The 18,346-nt window shown below is 65.2% G+C and carries 16 protein-coding genes; 14 read left to right on the top strand and 2 right to left on the bottom strand.

All coding sequences use genetic code 11. The annotated features are described in order from the left end of the window. Positions 1–16 precede the first annotated feature (16 nt). From infB to C2862_RS11255, 9 genes are all read left to right on the top strand, one after another. Positions 17–2,842, top strand: coding sequence for a translation initiation factor IF-2 (infB, locus tag C2862_RS11295; protein ID WP_136220223.1), 2,826 nt, complete (start codon positions 17–19; stop codon positions 2,840–2,842). A gap of 191 nt (positions 2,843–3,033) precedes the next feature. After that, entirely contained in the window at positions 3,034–3,450 is a 417-nt protein-coding gene (gene rbfA, locus C2862_RS11290; RefSeq protein WP_136220222.1) for a 30S ribosome-binding factor RbfA, read from the top strand. Beyond that, positions 3,447–4,367, top strand: a complete 921-nt coding sequence (gene truB / locus C2862_RS11285; RefSeq protein WP_136220221.1) for a tRNA pseudouridine(55) synthase TruB — start codon at positions 3,447–3,449, stop codon at positions 4,365–4,367. The genes rbfA and truB overlap by 4 nt, the downstream gene beginning before the upstream one ends. 306 nt (positions 4,368–4,673) lie before the next feature. Next, positions 4,674–6,506 carry a translational GTPase TypA gene (gene typA, locus C2862_RS11280; RefSeq protein ID WP_136220220.1) on the top strand — a complete coding sequence of 611 codons (1,833 nt, stop codon included), beginning with the start codon at positions 4,674–4,676 and terminating at the stop codon, positions 6,504–6,506. Positions 6,507–6,642: 136 nt separating this feature from the next. Further along, positions 6,643–8,424, top strand: coding sequence for an ABC transporter ATP-binding protein (locus C2862_RS11275; RefSeq protein ID WP_136220219.1), 1,782 nt, complete (start codon positions 6,643–6,645; stop codon positions 8,422–8,424). 211 nt (positions 8,425–8,635) lie between these two features. Further along, positions 8,636–9,172 carry a DUF6160 family protein gene (locus C2862_RS11270; protein ID WP_136220218.1) on the top strand — a complete coding sequence of 179 codons (537 nt, stop codon included), beginning with the start codon at positions 8,636–8,638 and terminating at the stop codon, positions 9,170–9,172. Positions 9,173–9,250: 78 nt separating this feature from the next. Continuing rightward, a complete protein-coding gene (locus C2862_RS11265; protein WP_136220217.1) occupies positions 9,251–10,030 on the top strand; it encodes a hypothetical protein in 780 nt (259 codons plus the stop codon). Next, positions 10,027–10,842: a hypothetical protein gene (locus C2862_RS11260; RefSeq protein WP_136220216.1), complete on the top strand. Its 816-nt coding sequence runs from the start codon at positions 10,027–10,029 to the stop codon at positions 10,840–10,842. The genes C2862_RS11265 and C2862_RS11260 overlap by 4 nt, the downstream gene beginning before the upstream one ends. Then, entirely contained in the window at positions 10,839–11,300 is a 462-nt protein-coding gene (locus C2862_RS11255; RefSeq protein ID WP_229467387.1) for a hypothetical protein, read from the top strand. Before C2862_RS11260 ends, C2862_RS11255 begins: the two co-directional genes overlap by 4 nt. On the opposite strand, the gene C2862_RS11250 is transcribed toward C2862_RS11255, so the two are convergent. Both C2862_RS11250 and C2862_RS11245 read right to left on the bottom strand, forming a co-directional pair. Next, positions 11,245–12,312 carry an AraC family transcriptional regulator gene (locus C2862_RS11250; protein ID WP_136220215.1) on the bottom strand — a complete coding sequence of 356 codons (1,068 nt, stop codon included), beginning with the start codon at positions 12,310–12,312 and terminating at the stop codon, positions 11,245–11,247. The two genes, C2862_RS11255 and C2862_RS11250, sit on opposite strands and share 56 nt — an antisense overlap. 209 nt (positions 12,313–12,521) lie before the next feature. Continuing rightward, positions 12,522–13,376 carry a helix-turn-helix domain-containing protein gene (locus tag C2862_RS11245; protein ID WP_136220214.1) on the bottom strand — a complete coding sequence of 285 codons (855 nt, stop codon included), beginning with the start codon at positions 13,374–13,376 and terminating at the stop codon, positions 12,522–12,524. A 221-nt stretch (positions 13,377–13,597) separates the two neighbouring features. On the opposite strand from C2862_RS11245, the gene C2862_RS11240 reads away from it, so the two are divergent. The 5 genes from C2862_RS11240 to C2862_RS11220 are packed head-to-tail and all read left to right on the top strand — an operon-like array spanning position 13,598 to position 18,327. Further along, a complete protein-coding gene (locus tag C2862_RS11240; protein WP_136220213.1) occupies positions 13,598–14,359 on the top strand; it encodes a C39 family peptidase in 762 nt (253 codons plus the stop codon). Between the two features lie 31 nt (positions 14,360–14,390). After that, the gene (locus C2862_RS11235) at positions 14,391–15,422 is read left to right on the top strand and encodes a transporter (RefSeq protein ID WP_136220212.1); all 1,032 of its coding nucleotides are present in this window, start codon (positions 14,391–14,393) and stop codon (positions 15,420–15,422) included. Between the two features lie 2 nt (positions 15,423–15,424). Then, complete coding sequence (locus tag C2862_RS11230; protein WP_136220211.1) at positions 15,425–17,023, top strand: OmpP1/FadL family transporter; 1,599 nt, start codon at positions 15,425–15,427, stop codon at positions 17,021–17,023. Between the two features lie 17 nt (positions 17,024–17,040). Further along, positions 17,041–17,577 carry a DUF2059 domain-containing protein gene (locus tag C2862_RS11225; protein WP_136220210.1) on the top strand — a complete coding sequence of 179 codons (537 nt, stop codon included), beginning with the start codon at positions 17,041–17,043 and terminating at the stop codon, positions 17,575–17,577. A gap of 15 nt (positions 17,578–17,592) precedes the next feature. Then, positions 17,593–18,327 carry a hypothetical protein gene (locus tag C2862_RS11220; protein ID WP_136220209.1) on the top strand — a complete coding sequence of 245 codons (735 nt, stop codon included), beginning with the start codon at positions 17,593–17,595 and terminating at the stop codon, positions 18,325–18,327. The last annotated feature ends 19 nt before the right edge of the window (positions 18,328–18,346 follow it).

The following is an 18,346-nucleotide window of genomic DNA, read 5'->3' as shown; positions in this document are numbered from 1 at the left end:
TAGAAAAGAGGACTGAATGGCGAGTAACAACGTAGCCCAATTTGCCACCGAACTGAAGATGCCTGCAGACTTGCTGCTGACGCAGCTGCGTTCCGCCGGCGTCGAAAAAAGTTCGACGTCAGATCCCTTGTCAAAGGATGATAAGGACAAGCTGCTGAACCACCTGCGCCGTACCCACGGCGCGGGCGAATCGACCGAGAAGAAGAAGATCACGGTCACCCGCAAGGAAACCAGCGAGATCAAGCAGGCTGACGCGTCGGGCAAGTCGCGCACGATCCAGGTCGAAGTGCGCAAGAAGCGCACCTTCGTCCAGCGTGACGACCCGGCACCAGCCGCACCCGCGGCGCCGGCCGAACCGGTCATCGACGCCGCCGAAATCGCTCGCCGCGAGGAAGAGGCACGCCGCCACGCCGAGCTCGTCGCCCGCCAGGAAGCGGACCTGCGCGAAAAGCAGGAACGCCTGGCCAAGCTCGAAGCGGAACGCGCCGAACAGGCCCGTGCCGACGAAGAGCAGGCCAAGCGCGACGCCGCGGAAGCCGCCAAGCGCGACGCCGCAGCCGCTGCCGCCGCCAACTCGGCCGCCAGCGAGCAGGCCAAGCAGGCCGCTGCCGAGGAAGCCAAGCGCAAGTCGGACGAAGCCGCCAAGGAAGCCGCCGAACGCGCTGCCGCCACCGAGCGCGCACGCAAGGCCGTGGCCGACGAAGTGGCGCAAATCAAGGCCATGATGGCCCAGCCGCGCCGCGTCATCAAGGCGCCGGAACCGGCACCGGCCCCGGTCGCCGCGAAACCGGCCGCACCGGCCGGCACACTGCACAAGCCTGCCGACAAGAAGCCTGCGGAAGGCACCGCCGCCCGTCCAGGCGACAAGAAGCCGGGCGACAAGAAGTCGATCAAGTCGGCGAACGTCTCCTCGACCTGGTCGGACGACGCCAAGAAGCGTGGCGCCCCAGGCGGTGCGAAGGGCCGTGGCGCCCCGAGCGCGCCGAGCGGCCGCGATGGCTGGCGTGCGGGTGGCCGCAGCGGTGGCCGCCGCAACTCGCACAACGACGAGCGCGAATCGAACTTCCAGGCGCCGACCGAGGCGATCGTCAAGGACGTCCATGTCCCTGAAACGATCACCGTGGCCGAACTCGCCCACAAGATGTCGGTGAAGGCGTCCGAGGTCATCAAGCAGCTGATGAAGCTGGGCCAGATGTGCACCATCAACCAGGTGCTGGACCAGGAAACCGCGATGATCGTGGTGGAAGAGATGGGCCATAAAGCCTTCGCTGCCGCCGAGGACGATCCGGAAGCGATCCTGGCCGACCAGGGCGAGCATGCCGAGTTCGAAGCGACCCCGCGTGCGCCGGTCGTGACCGTCATGGGCCACGTCGACCACGGCAAGACCTCGCTGCTGGACTACATCCGCCGTGCGAAAGTGGCGGCTGGCGAAGCCGGCGGCATTACCCAGCACATCGGTGCATACCACGTGGACACCCCGCGCGGCATGATCACCTTCCTGGATACCCCGGGTCACGAGGCGTTCACCGCCATGCGTGCCCGTGGTGCCAAGGCAACCGACATCGTCATCCTGGTGGTGGCGGCGGACGACGGCGTGATGCCGCAGACGAAGGAAGCAATCGCTCACGCAAAAGCTGCCGGCGTGCCCCTGGTCGTGGCGATCAACAAGATCGACAAGCCGGGCGCCAACACCGACCGCGTCACCCAGGAACTGGTGGCCGAAGGCGTGGTGCCGGAAGAATACGGCGGCGATTCGCCGTTCGTGCCGGTGTCGGCAAAAGTCGGTACCGGTATCGACGACCTGCTCGAGCAAGTGCTGCTGCAGGCCGAAGTGCTGGAACTGAAGGCGCCGGTCGGTTCGCCAGCCCGTGGCCTGGTGGTCGAATCCCGTCTGGACAAGGGCCGCGGCCCGGTCGCGACGATCCTGGTGCAATCGGGTACCCTGCGCCGCGGCGACGTGGTGCTGGCCGGTTCGGCTTACGGCCGTGTCCGTGCGATGCTGGACGAGAACGGCAAGGCGATCGCCGAAGCCGGTCCGTCGATCCCGGTCGAGATCCAGGGCCTGACCGAAGTGCCGGCTGCCGGCGAAGAAGTCATGGTCATGGCCGACGAGCGCAAGGCGCGTGAAATCGGTCTGTTCCGTCAAGGTAAGTTCCGCGACGTGAAGCTGGCCAAGCAGCAGGCGGCGAAGCTGGAAAACATGTTCGACCAGATGGCCGAGGGCGAGGTGAAGAACCTGCCGCTGATCATCAAGACGGACGTGCAGGGTTCGCAGGAAGCACTGGTCGGTTCGCTGCAGAAGCTGTCGACCTCGGAAGTGCGCGTGCAGGTCGTCCATGCGGCGGTCGGCGGCATCACCGAGTCGGACGTCAACCTGGCGGTCGCCTCGAAGGCGGTCATCATCGGCTTCAACGCCCGTGCCGATGCGCAAGCACGCAAGCTGGCCGAAGCCAATGGCGTCGACATCCGTTACTACAGCATCATTTACGATGCGATCGACGAGATCAAGACGGCACTGTCGGGCATGCTGGCTCCGGAAAAGCGCGAGACCATCACCGGCCAGGTCGAGATTCGCCAGGTCATCCTGGTCTCGAAAGTCGGCGCGATCGCGGGCTGTCTGGTCACCGATGGCGTGGTCAAGCGTACCTCCTCGGTCCGCCTGCTGCGCAACAATATCGTCGTCTGGACCGGCGAGATCGACTCGCTCAAGCGCTTCAAGGACGATGCGAAGGAAGTGCGCGCCGGCCTCGAGTGCGGCCTGTCGCTGAAGAACATGAACGAAATCCAGGTCGGCGACGTGCTGGAAGTGTTCGAAGTGACCGAAGTCGCCCGTACGCTGTAATCCAGCGCGGCTCAAGAAGCGCCATCCGCCGGGCCCTGTGCCCAGCCGATGGCGCTTTTTTTCGGGTGTTGTAGGGTGGGCTCCGCCCACGCGGTATCACCCTGTGATCATCGGCGACACCGATTCCCCGCTCGTACGCCTGCAATCTCCCTATCGATGTACCATCGTCAGAAAAATCTTCAATAAACACCATGGCAAAACACAGCAAAACCATCCCCCAGCGCGGCCTGCGCGTCGCCGACCAGATCCAGAAAGACCTGTCGGAACTGATCGCCTTCGAGCTGAAGGACCCGCGCGTCGGCATGATCACGCTGACCGAAGTGCAGCTCACGCCCGACTACGCCCACGCCAAGATCTACTTCACCGTGCTGAAGGACAGCAAGGAAGAAGTGAAGCAGACGCTCGAGGGCCTGAACAAGGCGGCAGGCTACCTGCGCAACATGCTGGGCAAGCGCCTGCACATCCACACGCTGCCGCAGCTGCACTTCATGCACGACACCTCGACCTCGCGCGGCCTGCAGATGTCGGCCCTGATCGACCAGGCCAACGCCGTGCGCGCCGCCGACTTCGGCCAGGACAGCGAATCTAGCGATAAAGACGCCCAGTGAACGCACGTCCGCAAAAAAAGCCGCGTGACCTGGTCGACGGCGTCCTCCTGCTCGACAAGCCGGTCGGCCTGTCTTCGAACGACGCATTGATCAAGGCGAAACGCGTGATGAACGCGAAGAAGGCCGGCCACACCGGCACCCTCGATCCTTTCGCCACGGGCCTGCTGCCGCTGTGTTTCGGCGAGGCGACCAAGTTCTCGCAAGATTTGCTGGAAGCCGACAAGACCTATGAGGCGACCGTTCACCTCGGCATCATGACCAACACCGGCGACACCGAGGGCGAGGCTATCGAGACGCGCGAGGTCGACGTCACGCTCGAGCAGATCGAGGCGGCGCTGGCGCGTTTCCGCGGCCCGATCCTGCAGGTGCCGCCGATGTATTCGGCCCTGAAGCGCGACGGCAAGGCGCTGTACGAATACGCACGCGAAGGCATCGTGCTCGAGCGCGAAGCGCGGCCGGTGACCATTCACGGGCTGGAACTGATTGCGTACGACGCGCCGATGCTGAAGATCCGCGTCACCTGTAGCAAGGGCACCTATGTGCGCGTGCTGGGCGAAGACATCGGCGCCGCGCTCGGCTGCGGCGCCCACCTGAACGCGCTGCGCCGCATCCAGGTCGGCGCGCTGACCTCGGCGACGATGATCACGCTGGAAGACCTGCAGGCGCACGCCGAGCCGTTGTCGCTGCTGGCGCCGGTCGACGCGCTGCTGTCGAGCTTCCCGTCGGTCGAGCTGACCCCGGAACTGGCGAAGCGCTTCCTGAACGGCCAGCGTCTGGCGCTGGGCAAGGAATCGGTCATGGTGCCGAGCGAGCTGGGCAGGGTGCGCGTGTACCACGAGGGCAAACTGCTCGGCACCGCGAATCTGCAGGAATACGCGATCCTGGCGCCGGAACGGCTGATCGCGGCGCAGCAGTAAGCCTGCCGGCATATCAGATCAGACCTGTAAGGTGGGCGGCTTTGCCGCCCACGCGTTCAGGCCCAGCAAGCTCAGCCACATCGGCCTTTCATCCGCTGGTTGAACGCGTGGGCGGGAGACCCGCCCACCCTACATCCTCTGCAAAAAAACGGCCAAAACCGGCCCGAAACCCTTAAAAACTCAGCAACTCGTTGAAAATGCGGGCCTTTTCACGGAAAGCTCGCATTAACCTGCTATACTAGTCGGTTTCCGAAATCGGCTGCATCGGACACATCCGTACCATCACGCAAATCACGCTGAAAATACATGTCAAATACCAAACGCGCAATTCGTAATATTGCAATCATCGCCCACGTTGACCACGGCAAGACCACCCTGGTCGACCAGCTGCTCCGTCAGTCCGGCACCTTCCGTGAAAACCAGGCGGTGGACACCCGCGTGATGGACTCGAACGACCTCGAAAAAGAACGCGGCATTACGATTCTGTCGAAGAATTGCGCGGTCGAGTACGAAGGCACCCACATCAACATCGTCGACACCCCGGGCCACGCCGACTTCGGCGGTGAGGTCGAGCGCGTGCTGTCGATGGTCGACTCGGTGCTGCTGCTGGTCGATGCGCAGGAAGGCCCGATGCCGCAGACCCGCTTCGTGACCCGCAAGGCGCTGGCCCTGGGCCTCAAACCCATCGTCGTCGTCAACAAGGTCGACCGTCCGGGCGCGCGCGCCGACTGGGCCATCAACCAGACCTTTGAACTGTTCGACAAGCTGGGCGCGAACGACGAGCAGCTGGACTTCCCGATCGTCTACGCCTCGGGCCTGAACGGCTACGCCGGCCTGACCGAAGACGTGCGCAGCGGCGACATGAAGCCGCTGTTCGACGCCATCCTGAAGTACGTGCCTGTGCGTGACGACAATCCGGACGGCCCGCTGCAGATGCAGATCACCTCGCTGGACTACTCGTCCTACGTCGGCAAGATCGGCATCGGCCGCGTCAACCGTGGCCGCGTCAAGACCGGCCAGGACGTTGTCGTGATGAACGGTCCTGATTCGACCCCGATCAAGGGCCGCATCAACCAGGTGCTGAACTTCAAGGGCCTGGAGCGCGTGCTGGTCGATGAAGCCGTTGCCGGCGACATCTGCCTGATCAACGGTATCGAAGAAATCGGCATCGGTTCGACCGTCTGCGCAGCGGACGTGCCGGAAGCGCTGCCGATGCTGACCGTCGACGAGCCGACCCTGACCATGAACTTCATGGTCAACAACTCGCCACTGGCCGGCCGCGAAGGCAAGTTCGTCACCAGCCGCCAGCTGCGCGAGCGTCTCGAGCGCGAACTGAAGGCCAACGTCGCTCTGCGCGTGTCGCCGACCGACGACGACACCACCTTCGAAGTCTCGGGCCGCGGCGAACTGCACCTGACGATTCTGCTGGAAAACATGCGCCGTGAAGGCTTCGAGCTGGCCGTGTCGCGTCCACGCGTCGTGTACAAGATGGTCGATGGCGTGCGCCACGAGCCGTACGAAAACCTGACCGTCGACGTCGAAGAAGCCAACCAGGGCGGCGTGATGGAAGAACTGGGCCGCCGCCGTGGCGACCTGCAGAACATGGAATCGGACGGCAAGGGCCGTGTCCGTCTGGAATACCTGATCCCGGCACGCGGCCTGATCGGCTTCCAGGGCGAATTCATGACCCTGACCCGCGGCACCGGCCTGATGAGCCACGTGTTCCACGAATACGCACCGGTCGACAACAGCAAGGGCGAACTCGCCGGCCGCCGTAACGGCGTGCTGATCTCGCAGGACGACGGCGCCGCCGTTGCGTACGCGATCTGGAAACTGCAGGACCGCGGCCGTATGTTCGTCGAGCACAACACCCCGGTGTACGAAGGCATGATCATCGGCATCCACTCGCGCGACAACGACCTGGTCGTCAACCCGATCAAGGGCAAGCAGCTGACCAACGTGCGTTCGTCGGGTACCGACGAAGCCGTGCGCCTGGTGCCGCCGATCCAGATGTCGCTCGAATACGCCGTCGAGTTCATCGAGGACGACGAACTGGTCGAGATCACGCCGAAGTCGATCCGCCTGCGCAAGCGCTACCTGAAAGAGCACGAGCGCAAGAAGGCCTCGCGCGAAGCGTAATGAAAATGCGGAGTTCAACTCCGCTTTCTTGAAAAACCGCTGTCACCGCATGCGAATGCGGGCAGCGGTTTTTTACGTCCCGGTTCCCAGGCTCATCCGTGTGCGGAAGATCCGCCCGGATTGCTAAGATGCCCTCATGCGCATCCTCTGGACTTACCTGCGACCCCACTGGCGCCTGGCCCTGCTGGCCTTGGTCTTTGCCGGCATCGCCCAGGTACTGGCGCTGGTCGACCCGATCATTTTTGGGCGCATCATCGACCACGTGACGCTGCGCCACGCGGGCGACGCCGATCCCATGCCGTACGTGATGCGCCTGCTCGGCCTCGCTGTGCTGGTAGCCGTGCTGTCGCGCCTGGCAAAGGCCTTGCAGGAATACGTCACGCGCCTGGTCGTGCAGAAGCTGGGCGTGGCGATATTCAACGACGGCCTGCGCCACCTGATGCGCCTGAAATTCCAGGAATTCGAGGACTTGCGCAGCGGCGAGATGCTCTCCTTGCTGCAGAAGGTGAGGGCGGACAGCGAGCGCCTGATCAACACGTTTATTAACACGGCCTTTGCGGCCCTGGTCGGCGTCAGTTTTCTCGCCTGGTATGCGGTGACGAAGCATTGGCTGCTGGTGCCGGTGTTCCTGGTCGGGGTGCTGGTGCTGGGCGGCTTGACCGGCTTATTGTCCCGCGAGATCAAGACCCAGCAGCGCTCGATCGTGCGCGAGACCAACCGCAACTCCGGTTTCATCACCGAGTCGCTCCGGAATATCGAGCTCATCAAAAGCCTGGGGCTGACCTTTCCCGAGATCCGGCGATTACGCAGCCAGACCGATGCGATCTTCGCGCTGGAAATGGAGAAGGTGAAGCGCATTCGGCTGCTCTCCTTCCTGCAAGGATCGACCCTGAGCCTTTTAAAACTGGCGATCCTGTTCGCGCTGCTGTGGCTGATTTTCCGCGACGTGCTCTCCACCGGCGAGCTGATCGCGATGCAATTCATCTCGGTGTCGATCTTTGCGCCGCTGCAGGAGCTGGGCAACATCATCCTGGCCCACCGCGAGGCCGAGGCCTCGCTGCTGAATTTTAAGAACCTGATGGACAAGCCGGTCGAACGCCGGCCGCCCGATCCGGTCGAGATCGGCCCGCTCACCGAGCTGCGTTTCGACGACGTGCGCTTCCGCCACAAGGGCGCGCCCGAGGATGCGCTGGCCGGGGTCTCGTTCGCGGCGACACTGGGGCAGACGGTGGCCTTTGTCGGCCCTTCGGGCTCGGGCAAGTCGACCCTGGTGAAACTCCTGGTCGGGCTGTACACGCCGCACCAGGGAGAGGTCTCGTATAACGGCGTGCGCACCACCGACCTGCGCTACAACCGGGTGCGCCGCCAGATCGGCTTTGTTACGCAAGAGACCTATCTGTTCGCGGGCACCATCCGCGACAACATCCGCTTCGTGAAGACCGACGCGACCGACGAGGAAATCGTGGCGGCCATGCAGCAGGCTTCCTGCGCCTATTTGCTGGAACGCTCGCCTGAAGGACTCGACACGGTGATCGGCGAGCGCGGCATGAAGCTCTCGGGCGGCGAGAAGCAGAGATTGTCGATCGCGCGCGCCCTGGTGCGCCAGCCGGCGCTGCTGATTTTCGATGAGGCGACCTCGGCGCTCGATTCGATCACCGAGGAGCAGATCACGAATACAGTGCGCGCCATTTCCAGCCGCGCGGCGCAGATGACGATCCTGATCGCGCACCGGCTCTCGACCGTGATGCACGCCGATACGATCTTCGTGCTGGAGAAGGGGCATATCGTCGAGAGCGGCACGCATGCGCAGCTGCTGGAGGCGCGCGGCCTGTATTACGCCATGTGGCGCCAGCAGATCGGCGAGCGCCCGGCGCCCTTTGACGAGGGCGCCAATCCATCTCCTGCGGATGGCTCATGAAGCCATCGATTTGGCTTCTTGAGCCAAGACAAAACGATGCAGTTTTTATTAGCAGAGTTGTACGATGATTACTCTTAATTAATTCCTGATTAAGAGAAATGTGCTCCCGAGGTCAGCACCGGTCGGCCACAAGCCAGGCGCGGGCGAGGGCGGATCGTGTCGGGAACGCAAAGTCTTCCTTCGACTCAGTATAAAAATTATGGAGATCTCAATGAAACTGCTGAAAAAACTGGCCATCGTCGCCGCTCTGTCCTCCGTCGCCACCTACGCATCGGCCATGAAGCCGATCGCCGACGCCGACCTGTCGCGCGTGTCCGGCCAGGACGGCGTGTCGATCGCTGCCGACCTGAACATCCACATCGGTGACTTCACCTACACCAACACCACCGAAAACGCTTCGGTCAGCTTCAAGAACATCGCCTTCACCGGCACCATCGCCGCCACGCTGGACGTGATCAACGAAGCCAGCTTCAAGGCCGACGTGTTCGGCAGCGTGCTGGGCGTGACCGCGCCACAGGCCATGGGCCAGACGCCTGAAGCCGCAGCCCAGGGCGCCGCCCTGGCCGCCTTCTACGGCGGCGGCGACGTCGTCAAGATCGCCATCCCGAAAATCGAAGTCGGCGCCGGCCACAAGCTGAACATGTCGGTCGACGCGATCTCGATGGGCGGCTCCTCGGCTTCCTACGGCAAGATGGCAATGAACGACATCCGCCTGCAAGGCACCACGGTCTACATCTGGGCGCACTAATTTCCGGGTAGTCCAAGGCGGCGTGTCCTCCGGGGACGCGCCGTCCGTCTTTCCTTCGTCATCGCGGGTGCCAAGCCGATGAACCATCCCATGCATGCGGTCCTGCGCCGCCTGTTACTGTTGTTTGCCCTGTGCTGGTTCGGCAGCGCGTCGGCGCAACTGCGCCCGCTGTCGGAAACCGAACTCGCAAGCGTCAGCGGACAAGGCCTGTTCACGGTCGCCAACACCAGCCTGAACGGCTTCGATTTCACCCGCATCAGCCTGGATGCGGACGTCACCCTCAACGCCAACCTGTACAAGCTGCGCCTGGGCGAATACGCCTACGCCGCGCGCAACGGCACCGGCGCCGACATCGATATCCACGCCCTGCAATTCGGCCGCAGCGATGCGGGCGACGCCCGGCGCCTGGTGCAGGTCACCAATCCCTATTTCGAATTCGTGTTCCAGGAGGTGAACGGCCAGCGCGAAGCGGTCGGCATGCGCCTGGGTTTCGACGGCATCTCGGGCGAGATCGGCACCCGCATCGCCTCGCTCTCCGGATCGCTGCGCGTGGATGCCGGCGCGGCCGGCGTCATCGACAGCAACAACGACCCGGGCGGCGGCAAGCGCTGGGACGGCAGCTGCGCCGGCTGCGCGGCCCAGCTGGCGCAGATCGGCGCCATCAAGGCGGGCGATGCGAACGGTCCGAGCCGCGACTTCTGGATCTCGATTCTGAAAACCCCGGTGCAATTCCCGACCGCTGAAGGCATGCCGGCGCTCACGCCGGCCCAGGTCGGGATCTGGATGAACTGGCGCGACCGCCTGCAGGCCCTGAACCTGGAGGCCTTGATGCCGCCGAACGTCGGGAGCGGCCGTTGAAGCGGGCGATGGCCATGCTGCTGTGCGCGCCGCTGGCCGCGGCCGCCGTCGAGCCGATGAACGACAGCGCGCTGGCGCAGGTCGCCGGGCGCGACGGCATGAGTTTTAATTTATCCGACTTCTCGCTGAAGGGCAGCGCCACGCTGCGCTATCACACGGGCGATGGCAGCGGCAGCTTCAGCTTCGGCGATCTGACGGCCTCGCGCTCGGACAATCCGGACGGTTTCGCCGATCCCTACCGCTTCGACATCGTCAAGGGCAGCGCGGGCCGCGCGGACATCATGCGCCTGTCGATGCCGGAGAACGCCGCCGGCCACGAAGCCTGGCAAGCCAGCTTCGTGCTCGGCGTGCAGGCCGATGGCCGCGACGTCAATGTCGGCACGGTGGAGCTGAAGGATCTCGTGTACTACGGCGGCGGCTTCGAATGGAGCACGCCGCAGGTGGACCAGGGCCTGGCCTTCGGCATTGGCCTGCGCAGCAGCATCGGCAGCCTGGCGCTGCGCCAGGGGGAAAGCAGCATGATCCTGAGCGGCGTGCACATCGGCGCGCGCGGCGCCGATGGCGCGCCGGCGGGACCGTGGCGCCTGGCCGACGTCACGAATCAGCCGGGCCTGTTCCAGGCGCGTACCGATGCAGAAGGCCAGGCCAGCCTGCACGTGGGCATCGGCTGGGCCGGACCCGAGGGCGCGCCCCAGGGCACGCTGCAGATCGAGAACATCGCGTTCCGTAGCCCCACAGGTAACGTCGACCTGGGTGCCTCGCGCATCGGGACCATCCAGTTGAACTACCTCGACGTGCGCTTCCGTCCATGAAGGCGCGCGCCCTGTCCATGCTGCTGTGGGCTTGCTGCGCTTGCGCCAAGGCGCGTCCGGTGCTGCTCGAAGATGGCGACCTGGCGCAGGTGCGCGGCGCAGACGGGATCAGCTTCGCCATGCGCCTCGAACTGAACCAGCCGGGTGCGGACGGCGTGGCGCTCGACAGCCGCCTCTACATCGCGCATGAAGTGCAGGGAAAAACGACCTATACCGTTTTCAAGAATGTCAGTGGCGTGGTGCAGATGGTGGGCCTGAGCCTGTCGGCGAAGACCAGCGCGGGCGGCCAGGAATACATGGCGATCGGCCTGCCGGCAATGACGCGCTTTACCGGCTTCGGATTCGAGTCGCTCAGCGTGCAGGCCGATCCGCAGGCGCCGGTAACGAACAGCCTGGGGCGCTTCAGCCTGGACGGCGAGATGAGGATGACGGGGCAACTGCGCCTGTGGTCACACTGAGCTTGCCGCTTTGCTGGAATTCGCCGGGCGCCTTGCCGAACCAGCGCAGGCAGGCGCGGTGGAAGGCGCTGTGGTCGGAAAAGCCCAGCTTGTAGCTGAGGCTTTTCAGGCTGATGCCTTCGCTGCCGAGGTACTGGCGCGCGATGTCGCGCCGCACTTCGTCGACCAGGGCCGAGAAGTCGGTGCCTTCGTCGGCCAGGCGGCGCTGCAGGGTGCGCTCGCTGATCAGGAGGCGGCGCGCGACCGCTTCGCGCAGGGCGCCGCCGCGCTCGATCATGCCCGGCAGCAGGTCGCGCACGCGCCCGGCGACGCTGCTGCGTTCGGCCTGGGCGAGGCGTTCGTCGAGCAGGCGGAACAGGCCTTCGGCGGCCAGCGGATTGGCCGTCGGGATCGGCGCGGCGATGTCGGCGTCGTCGAATTCGAGCGCGTTGGCGGGCGCGCCGAAGCGCACCGGGCAGCCGAAGCGTTCGGCATACGGGGCGGTGGAGGGCGGCGGCGGGAAGGCATAGTCGACGGCGACCGGGCGCAGGTCGGGGCGGCCGGCAACGAAGCGCACGGTGGCGAGCAGCAGGTTCCAGGTGAAGTCGTAACGCTGCGGCGGCACCAAGCGCGCGCCGCCGACCAGGTGCAGGCCGAGCCTGGTGCGGCCCTGGACCGGTTCGATGGTGGCATGGACGATCGGCGTCACCAGCGGCATGTAGCGCATCAGGTTGCCGGCCGCGCCTTTCAGCGTGGGCGAAGCCAGCATCAGGTGGCCGAGCACGCCGAGCCAGCTCAACGGATCGGTGGCGCAGACCCGGAAGCCCAGCAGCGGGTCGCCCGTAACGATAGCGAGGGCTTCCCACAGGAGGCTGAACTGGTCGGACAGGGCCAGCAGGTCGCTGGCGCGTGCGCTGCCGCTTTCCAGGTGGGCCAGGCCGGCGCGCGCGAACAGGGTCGACACGTCGAAGCCGTCGGCGGCGAGGCAGGCCTTGATGCGCTGCACCACGTCGGCCGTGGAAAGGTAGTTCACGCCTGCCTGCGCGGCCGGCCGCGCGCCTGCTTGTCCATACTCATCGCTTGTCTCCGGTGAAGGGTCTGGTCGAACGCCAGATGCTGGTTTTTTATTATGTGTCGGGGGTGAAGGCGGCGGCTTTGGAAAATGCTCTCGTCTTTATCAAAAAACGATCATTTTCGGGCGGAATCAGTCATGTCCGAGAGGCATCGGACCATGCCGTGTGCTTATAGGCGGGCTTGCTGGCGGGCGCGCGCTGGGGTGATGCCGTAGGCCGCGGCAAAGCAGCTGGTCATGTGGCTCTGGCTGTTGAAGCCGCATTGCGCTGCAATACGGGCGATCGAAAAACTGGTGCGGGTGAGCAGTTCGTGCACCCGTTCGAGGCGCAGACGCAGCACGTAGCGGTGCGGCGTCATGCCCATCGCTTCCAGGAACACGCGGCGGAAATGCGATTCCGAGACGCCGGCCCGTTCGGCCAGCTCGGCGTTCGAGAGTTCGTTCGAGAGGTTGTCCGCAATCCAGTCCAGCACGGCATGCATGCGCCCCAGCTGCAGGGCGTCGGGCGGGGCGTGGCGCCCGGCCGTGCCCTCCAGCACGCGGCAGGCCTGCTCGATCATCAGGGCGCCGACCCGGTCGAGAAAGCCGCGGTCGGGAGAAGGGCTGCGCGCCACTTCGCCCAGCAGCTGGGCCGCGCTGGCATTCACCAGCGGGTCGGCGAACAGGGCCGACTTGCCGCGTTCGGCCAGCAGCCGCTGGAGTTTGCGCACCATCTCGTGACCGGCGTCGAGGAAGTGGAACATCGCCATGTCGATGGCGCCGGCGAACACCCAGTGGCTGGCGAAGCCGGGCTGGAACACGGCGGTGGAGCTGGGTATGAAGTCGAAGGAACGCGCGCGGGTGCGGCCGACCGTGGCGCGCGAACCGCCCAGGTGGCAGGCCAGCACCATCGAATCGAGCGGCGGCACTTCGCACTGGCTGAGCTGGAAGATGTAGCGTTCAGCCCGCAGCGGCACGCCGGCCAGCTCGGCGCTGACGACCGGCCGCACGCCCAGCGCACTGCTGACCCTGTCCCATGTCTCCATCTTCCGTCTCCGCGCGAATGAGCGCTTTTTTATAAAAACGATAGCGTTTTATAACACCGCAATTGCCTCCATGCACCCAAAATATAAAAATGTTTGCAAGAAACGTAGCAAAAATGCCACGTTGACTTCGACTTGAAAGCGTGGCGCCGCAGCCCTGCAATAGGCCGGCGGCAGGCGTAAAAAAGGGAGGGGCGGCATGATCCGTCCCCCGGGGAGACACGATGTTCATCATTCTGCTGGGCGTGCTGGCAGCCCTCCTGGGCGGCGCCGGCGTCGTCTCGAAGCATCCCGCCAGCGACCGTCCGGCCGACCAGTTCGACATGCCGGCCACGCTCGGCGTGCCCGGTGCCGGCCCCCAGGCGCTGCGCATGGAACCCTTCTCCGAACTCAAGTACCGCCACATCGTGCGCCAGGCCTACGACTACAGCTGCGGTTCGGCCGCGCTGGTCACGATCCTGAACTTTTACCTCGGCATCGACGTCACCGAGCAGCAGTCGATGGAAGGGATGATGGCCCACGGCGAGAAGGACAAGATCATCGAGCGCCGCGGCTTTTCGCTGCTCGACATGAAGCGTTACCTGGCTTCGCTCGGCGTGCAGAGCGCGGGCTTTCATGCCGAGATGAGCGATTTGCTGACCCTCGAGCACCCGGCCATCGTGCCGATCGACTACGCCGGCTTCAAGCACTTCGTGGTGCTGCGCGGCGTGCGCGACGGGCTCGTGTTCCTGGCCGATCCCTCGGCCGGCAACATCACTTTCCCGGTTGCGGAATTCGCCACCCTGTGGGACCGCAACACCCTGTTCATGGCCTATCCGCGCAAGGACCAGCCGGCGCTCGACAAGCTGGCCCTGTCGGACCACGAGCTGGGCGTGACCGACATGGACCGCATCCGCGACCGCGCCTTGCTGCGCCCCCTCGACAGCCAGCTGCAGATGGAGCGCCTGTTCAACGGCGTGGGCGGCGTCTCCATCCACAGGCAGTAATCCCGAACCGATTCACGAAACAAGGAACCTCATGAAGATCGTCCGTTTGCTCGCCGCCTCGGCTTCCCTTGCACTGTTCGCGAGTACCTCCGTCCTGGCCCAGCAGCAGCCCTCGCCGGCATCCACCACGCCGCAGAACGCCTCCGACGCCGCCGTGCGCGATGCGCTCGCAAAGAAGGAGGGCGATGCCGACCAGGCCACGCTGCTGAAGGACACGCTGACCGCGGTCGACAAGCAGTATTCGCTGCTGCGCAAGGGGAAATTCCAGGTCAACTACGACCTGAGCTACACCTACATCGGCCAGGAAAAGATCAACGCCGACCTGTCTTCGGGCACCGCGACCCTGTTCTCGATCGAGAACACCAGCTCGCACACGATCACGAACACCTTCCTCGCCGACTACGGCCTGCGCAACAATCTCACCGCCAGCCTTACCCTGCCCCTGGTGAGCCGCTGGTCCGATTCGGGCGGCTATTCCGGCACCTCGCACACCATCGGCGACATCGGCCTGGGCGTGCGTTGGCAGCCTTTCGAGACGCGCCGCGACGACGCCACCGTCACCTTCACCGGCGGGGCGCGCATCGCCAGCGGCAAGAGCCCGTACAAGGTCGATGCGGCCAAGGGCCTGGCCACCGGCTCGGGCGTGAACAGCATCAACCTCGGTTTGAACGCGACCAAGATCGCCGATCCGGTGGCGCTGTTCGCCTCCTTCAACGCCGGCTACAGCCTGCCGGCCAAGCACCTGACCCAGAACATCAACGGCGCGCTGCTGCGCCAGGTCGATCCAGGCGCCAGTATCGGCTTCGGCATGGGCTTCGCGTTCGCGCTGTCGTACAAGATCACGACCTCGTTCTCGTTCCAGGAGTCGATCTCGGCGCGCTCGAAGCTCACCTTCGATGGCGGGCGCAGCGTGCGCACCGCAACCCAGACGGCCGGTGTGCTCTCGATCGGCGCCGGCTACCGCGTCTCGCCCAAGACCACCGTCAACCTGACCGTGGGTGCCGGCCTGACGGCATCGGCGCCCAACATGGTGGTCAGCCTCGGCCTGCCGCTGGCCTTCTGATCATGCGCCGCTCGTCCCTGCCGCTGCTGCTTGCCTTGGCCGGCGCCGCGCCTGCAGCTTTGGGCGGCGTGACCGAGAACCTGGTCACCAGCCCGGTCGCGATGTCGCTCGGGAACGCGGTGACGGCCGACCCGCCCGGCATCGAATCGATCCACTTCAACCCGGCGGGACTGGCGCGCCTGAACGGCATCAACCACATCGACACCCTGTTCGGCGCCTCGATCCGCAACCGCAATACCTTCACCAGCGCACCCGACATCGACATCGGCGGCTTCAAGGACGATCCGATCAACGGCAAGAGCAGCGGTCCGGTGCGCCAGGCGATGGCGCTGCCTTTCATCGGCATTCCGAAGGCGCGCCTGCCTGCGGTGGTGGTGCCGGGCCTGGGCATCGCCTGGAACCCGAAGGATTCGCGCTTCACCTTCGGCACCATGGTCTACCTGTCGCAGGCGATGAGCGTGGACCGTACCGAGGATCCGGACGATCCTGCCCGCTTCGACGGCCGCCTGGTGCAGCTGCAGCGCCTGGTGTACCTGTCGCCGGCGATGGGCTACAAGATCAGCGACACGCTGCGGGTCGGGGTCTCGGTGCCGATCGCCTACGCCAATTTCGCCATCAATACCGATTTCCGCGCGCCGAATAAACTGCTCGGCACGGTCGGCAGCCTGCAGCGCGGCGTCTGCCCGGAGGGCAATCCGAACCTGATCGACACGCTGACCTTCGGCCTGTGCGGCGGCGGGGAAGAGGGCATGGTCAATCCGTTCAAGAAGGCGGCGAACATCGACTTCGACATGCACTCGTCGTTTGATCCGACCATCAACATCGGTGTCCTGTGGGAGCCGAAAAAATGGTTCGCGCTGGGCGCCGTGTTCCAGGGCGGGACCAGGACCACTTATTCGGGCCAGTATGCATTCCAGGCCGACCCGATGCTGCGCCAGTTCGTGCGCGGCCTGAACAGCTCCCTGCTGGGGCCGATCGTGGGCGGGATCACCGCGCTGCCGACCGATATTCCCGAACTCCAGGTCGGCAACATGACGGCCCAGATTCCCTTCCCGTGGCGGGTGCAGATCGGTACCAAGCTGATGCTCACCGATTACCTGCAACTGAATGCCGACGTCTCGTATGCCGACTGGGCGCAATGGAACGAGCTGACCTTCAAGTTCGACGAGAGCATCAAGCTGCTCGAGATGGCGCGCCTGTTCGGCCATCCGAACTCGAACCAGGCCACCTTCCCGATGGGTTTCAAAAGCATCGTCCACTACAGCTTCGGCGCCCAGCTCAACGTGACGAAGAAACTGTCGCTGAGGGCCGGCTACGAGCCGCGCAAGAGTTCGATCCCGGGCGACAAGATGAGCTTATTGGCGCCGCTGCCGGACACGGTGCTGCGCAGCGTCGGCCTGCGCTACAAGTTCGACAACGGCAGCGAATTGAATCTCGCGGCCAGCTACATGAAGGGCAGCTACAACATCCCGGCGCGCAGCAACTGCAACCTGAACTGCGACGGCTTCTTCAACATCATCTACAACCCGTATGCGGCCACCAGCATCGCCGGCGACCTGAAGGTGCGCTATGCCGGCCTGTCCTGGACCAAGCCCTACTAACCTGAAGGAGTGTCACGATGTATCGAATCGCAATCGGCCTGCTGGCCCTGAGCTCGAACCTGGCCCTGGCGGCACCGGCCGCGGTTCCTCCTGCCAAGCAGGTGCTGGTCGACCGGGTGCTGGCGAAGATGCCGCTCGAGCAGGTCGGCCTGCAGATGCTGCAGCGGCCGGTCGCCGAATCGCTGCGCCAGGCGCGCGTCGTGCTGGAGGGCCGGGTCGCACCCGACAAGCAGGAAGCGGCGCTGAAGGACATCGGCACGGAAGTCGCGAAGTTCTACGAAGCCGAGGCGCCCGCGGTGAAAGCCAGCACCGCCGAGACGGTGAAGACGACGGTGGCGCCGCTGCTGGCCGAGCGCTTCAGCGAGGACGAGCTCAAACAGCTGGCGGCGATCCTGGAGTCGCCGGTGCGCGCCAAGTTCGAGGCGCTGGCGCCGGACATCCAGAAGGCGCTGGGCGAAGCCGTGGCCAGGGCGAACGGCCCGCGCGTCAATCCGAAACTGACCGAGCTGCAGACCAGGATCGGGCTGCGCCTTCGCGCCGCGGCCGCGCAGTAATCGAGGGAGCACGGCATGGAATGGACCAAGCGCCAGCACTCGCGCCTCGGGCAGATCCTGCTCGCCCGGCGCCTGATTTCGCAGGAACAGCTCGACCAGGCGATCCGCGAGCAGGACCGCACCGGCCAGCGCCTCGGCGAGGTGCTGGCGGCGATGCAGCTGATCACGCAAGCGCAGATCGGGCGCGCGATGCGGCGCCAGCGCAACCTGCGCCTGGCGGCCGCGCTGGCCACCTCGCTGCTGGCGCCGCTGCAGGCCTATGCGGCGCTGGCCGCGGCGCCCGTGGCGGTGGCGAGCGCACGCACCCAGCGTGAACTGAGCGACGAGGAGTTGGGAGAAGTGGCGGGGCAGGGCCGTGATGACCGGAACCTGAGCGAACGCCTGCGCGAACAGGCCCTGCGCGCCCAGCTGCAGATGGCGGCGCTGACGGCGGCGAACCTGCCTGCGCACGCACCCGATGCTGCGCCTTCCCTGCCGCGCGAACTGGCGAAGCTGTTCAATCCACTGGCCGGGCTGCTGAACGCCGAGACCTCGGTCAGCGACGTGGCCTACGATCCGGAGCAGTCCAGCGCCGTCGTCAACAAGGACGGCTCGGTGACGCTGCGCCTGCCGACGACGATCGGCGAGATCAAGTTCAGGAATATCCGCGTCGGCCAGGCCACGAGCGGACCGAGTTTCGGCAGCATCGCGCTGCACGACATCGACCTGCGCGGCACCACGATTACAGTGACGCCGCGCGGGCCGCGATAGAGAAGGAAAGGCGCGGAGG

The sequence above is a fragment of the Massilia sp. Mn16-1_5 genome, assembly GCF_004798585.1.
Lineage (GTDB): Bacteria > Pseudomonadota > Gammaproteobacteria > Burkholderiales > Burkholderiaceae_D > Telluria.
Note: the sequence above shows the minus strand (reverse complement) of the source record. Positions and strands in the feature narration are given on the sequence as shown.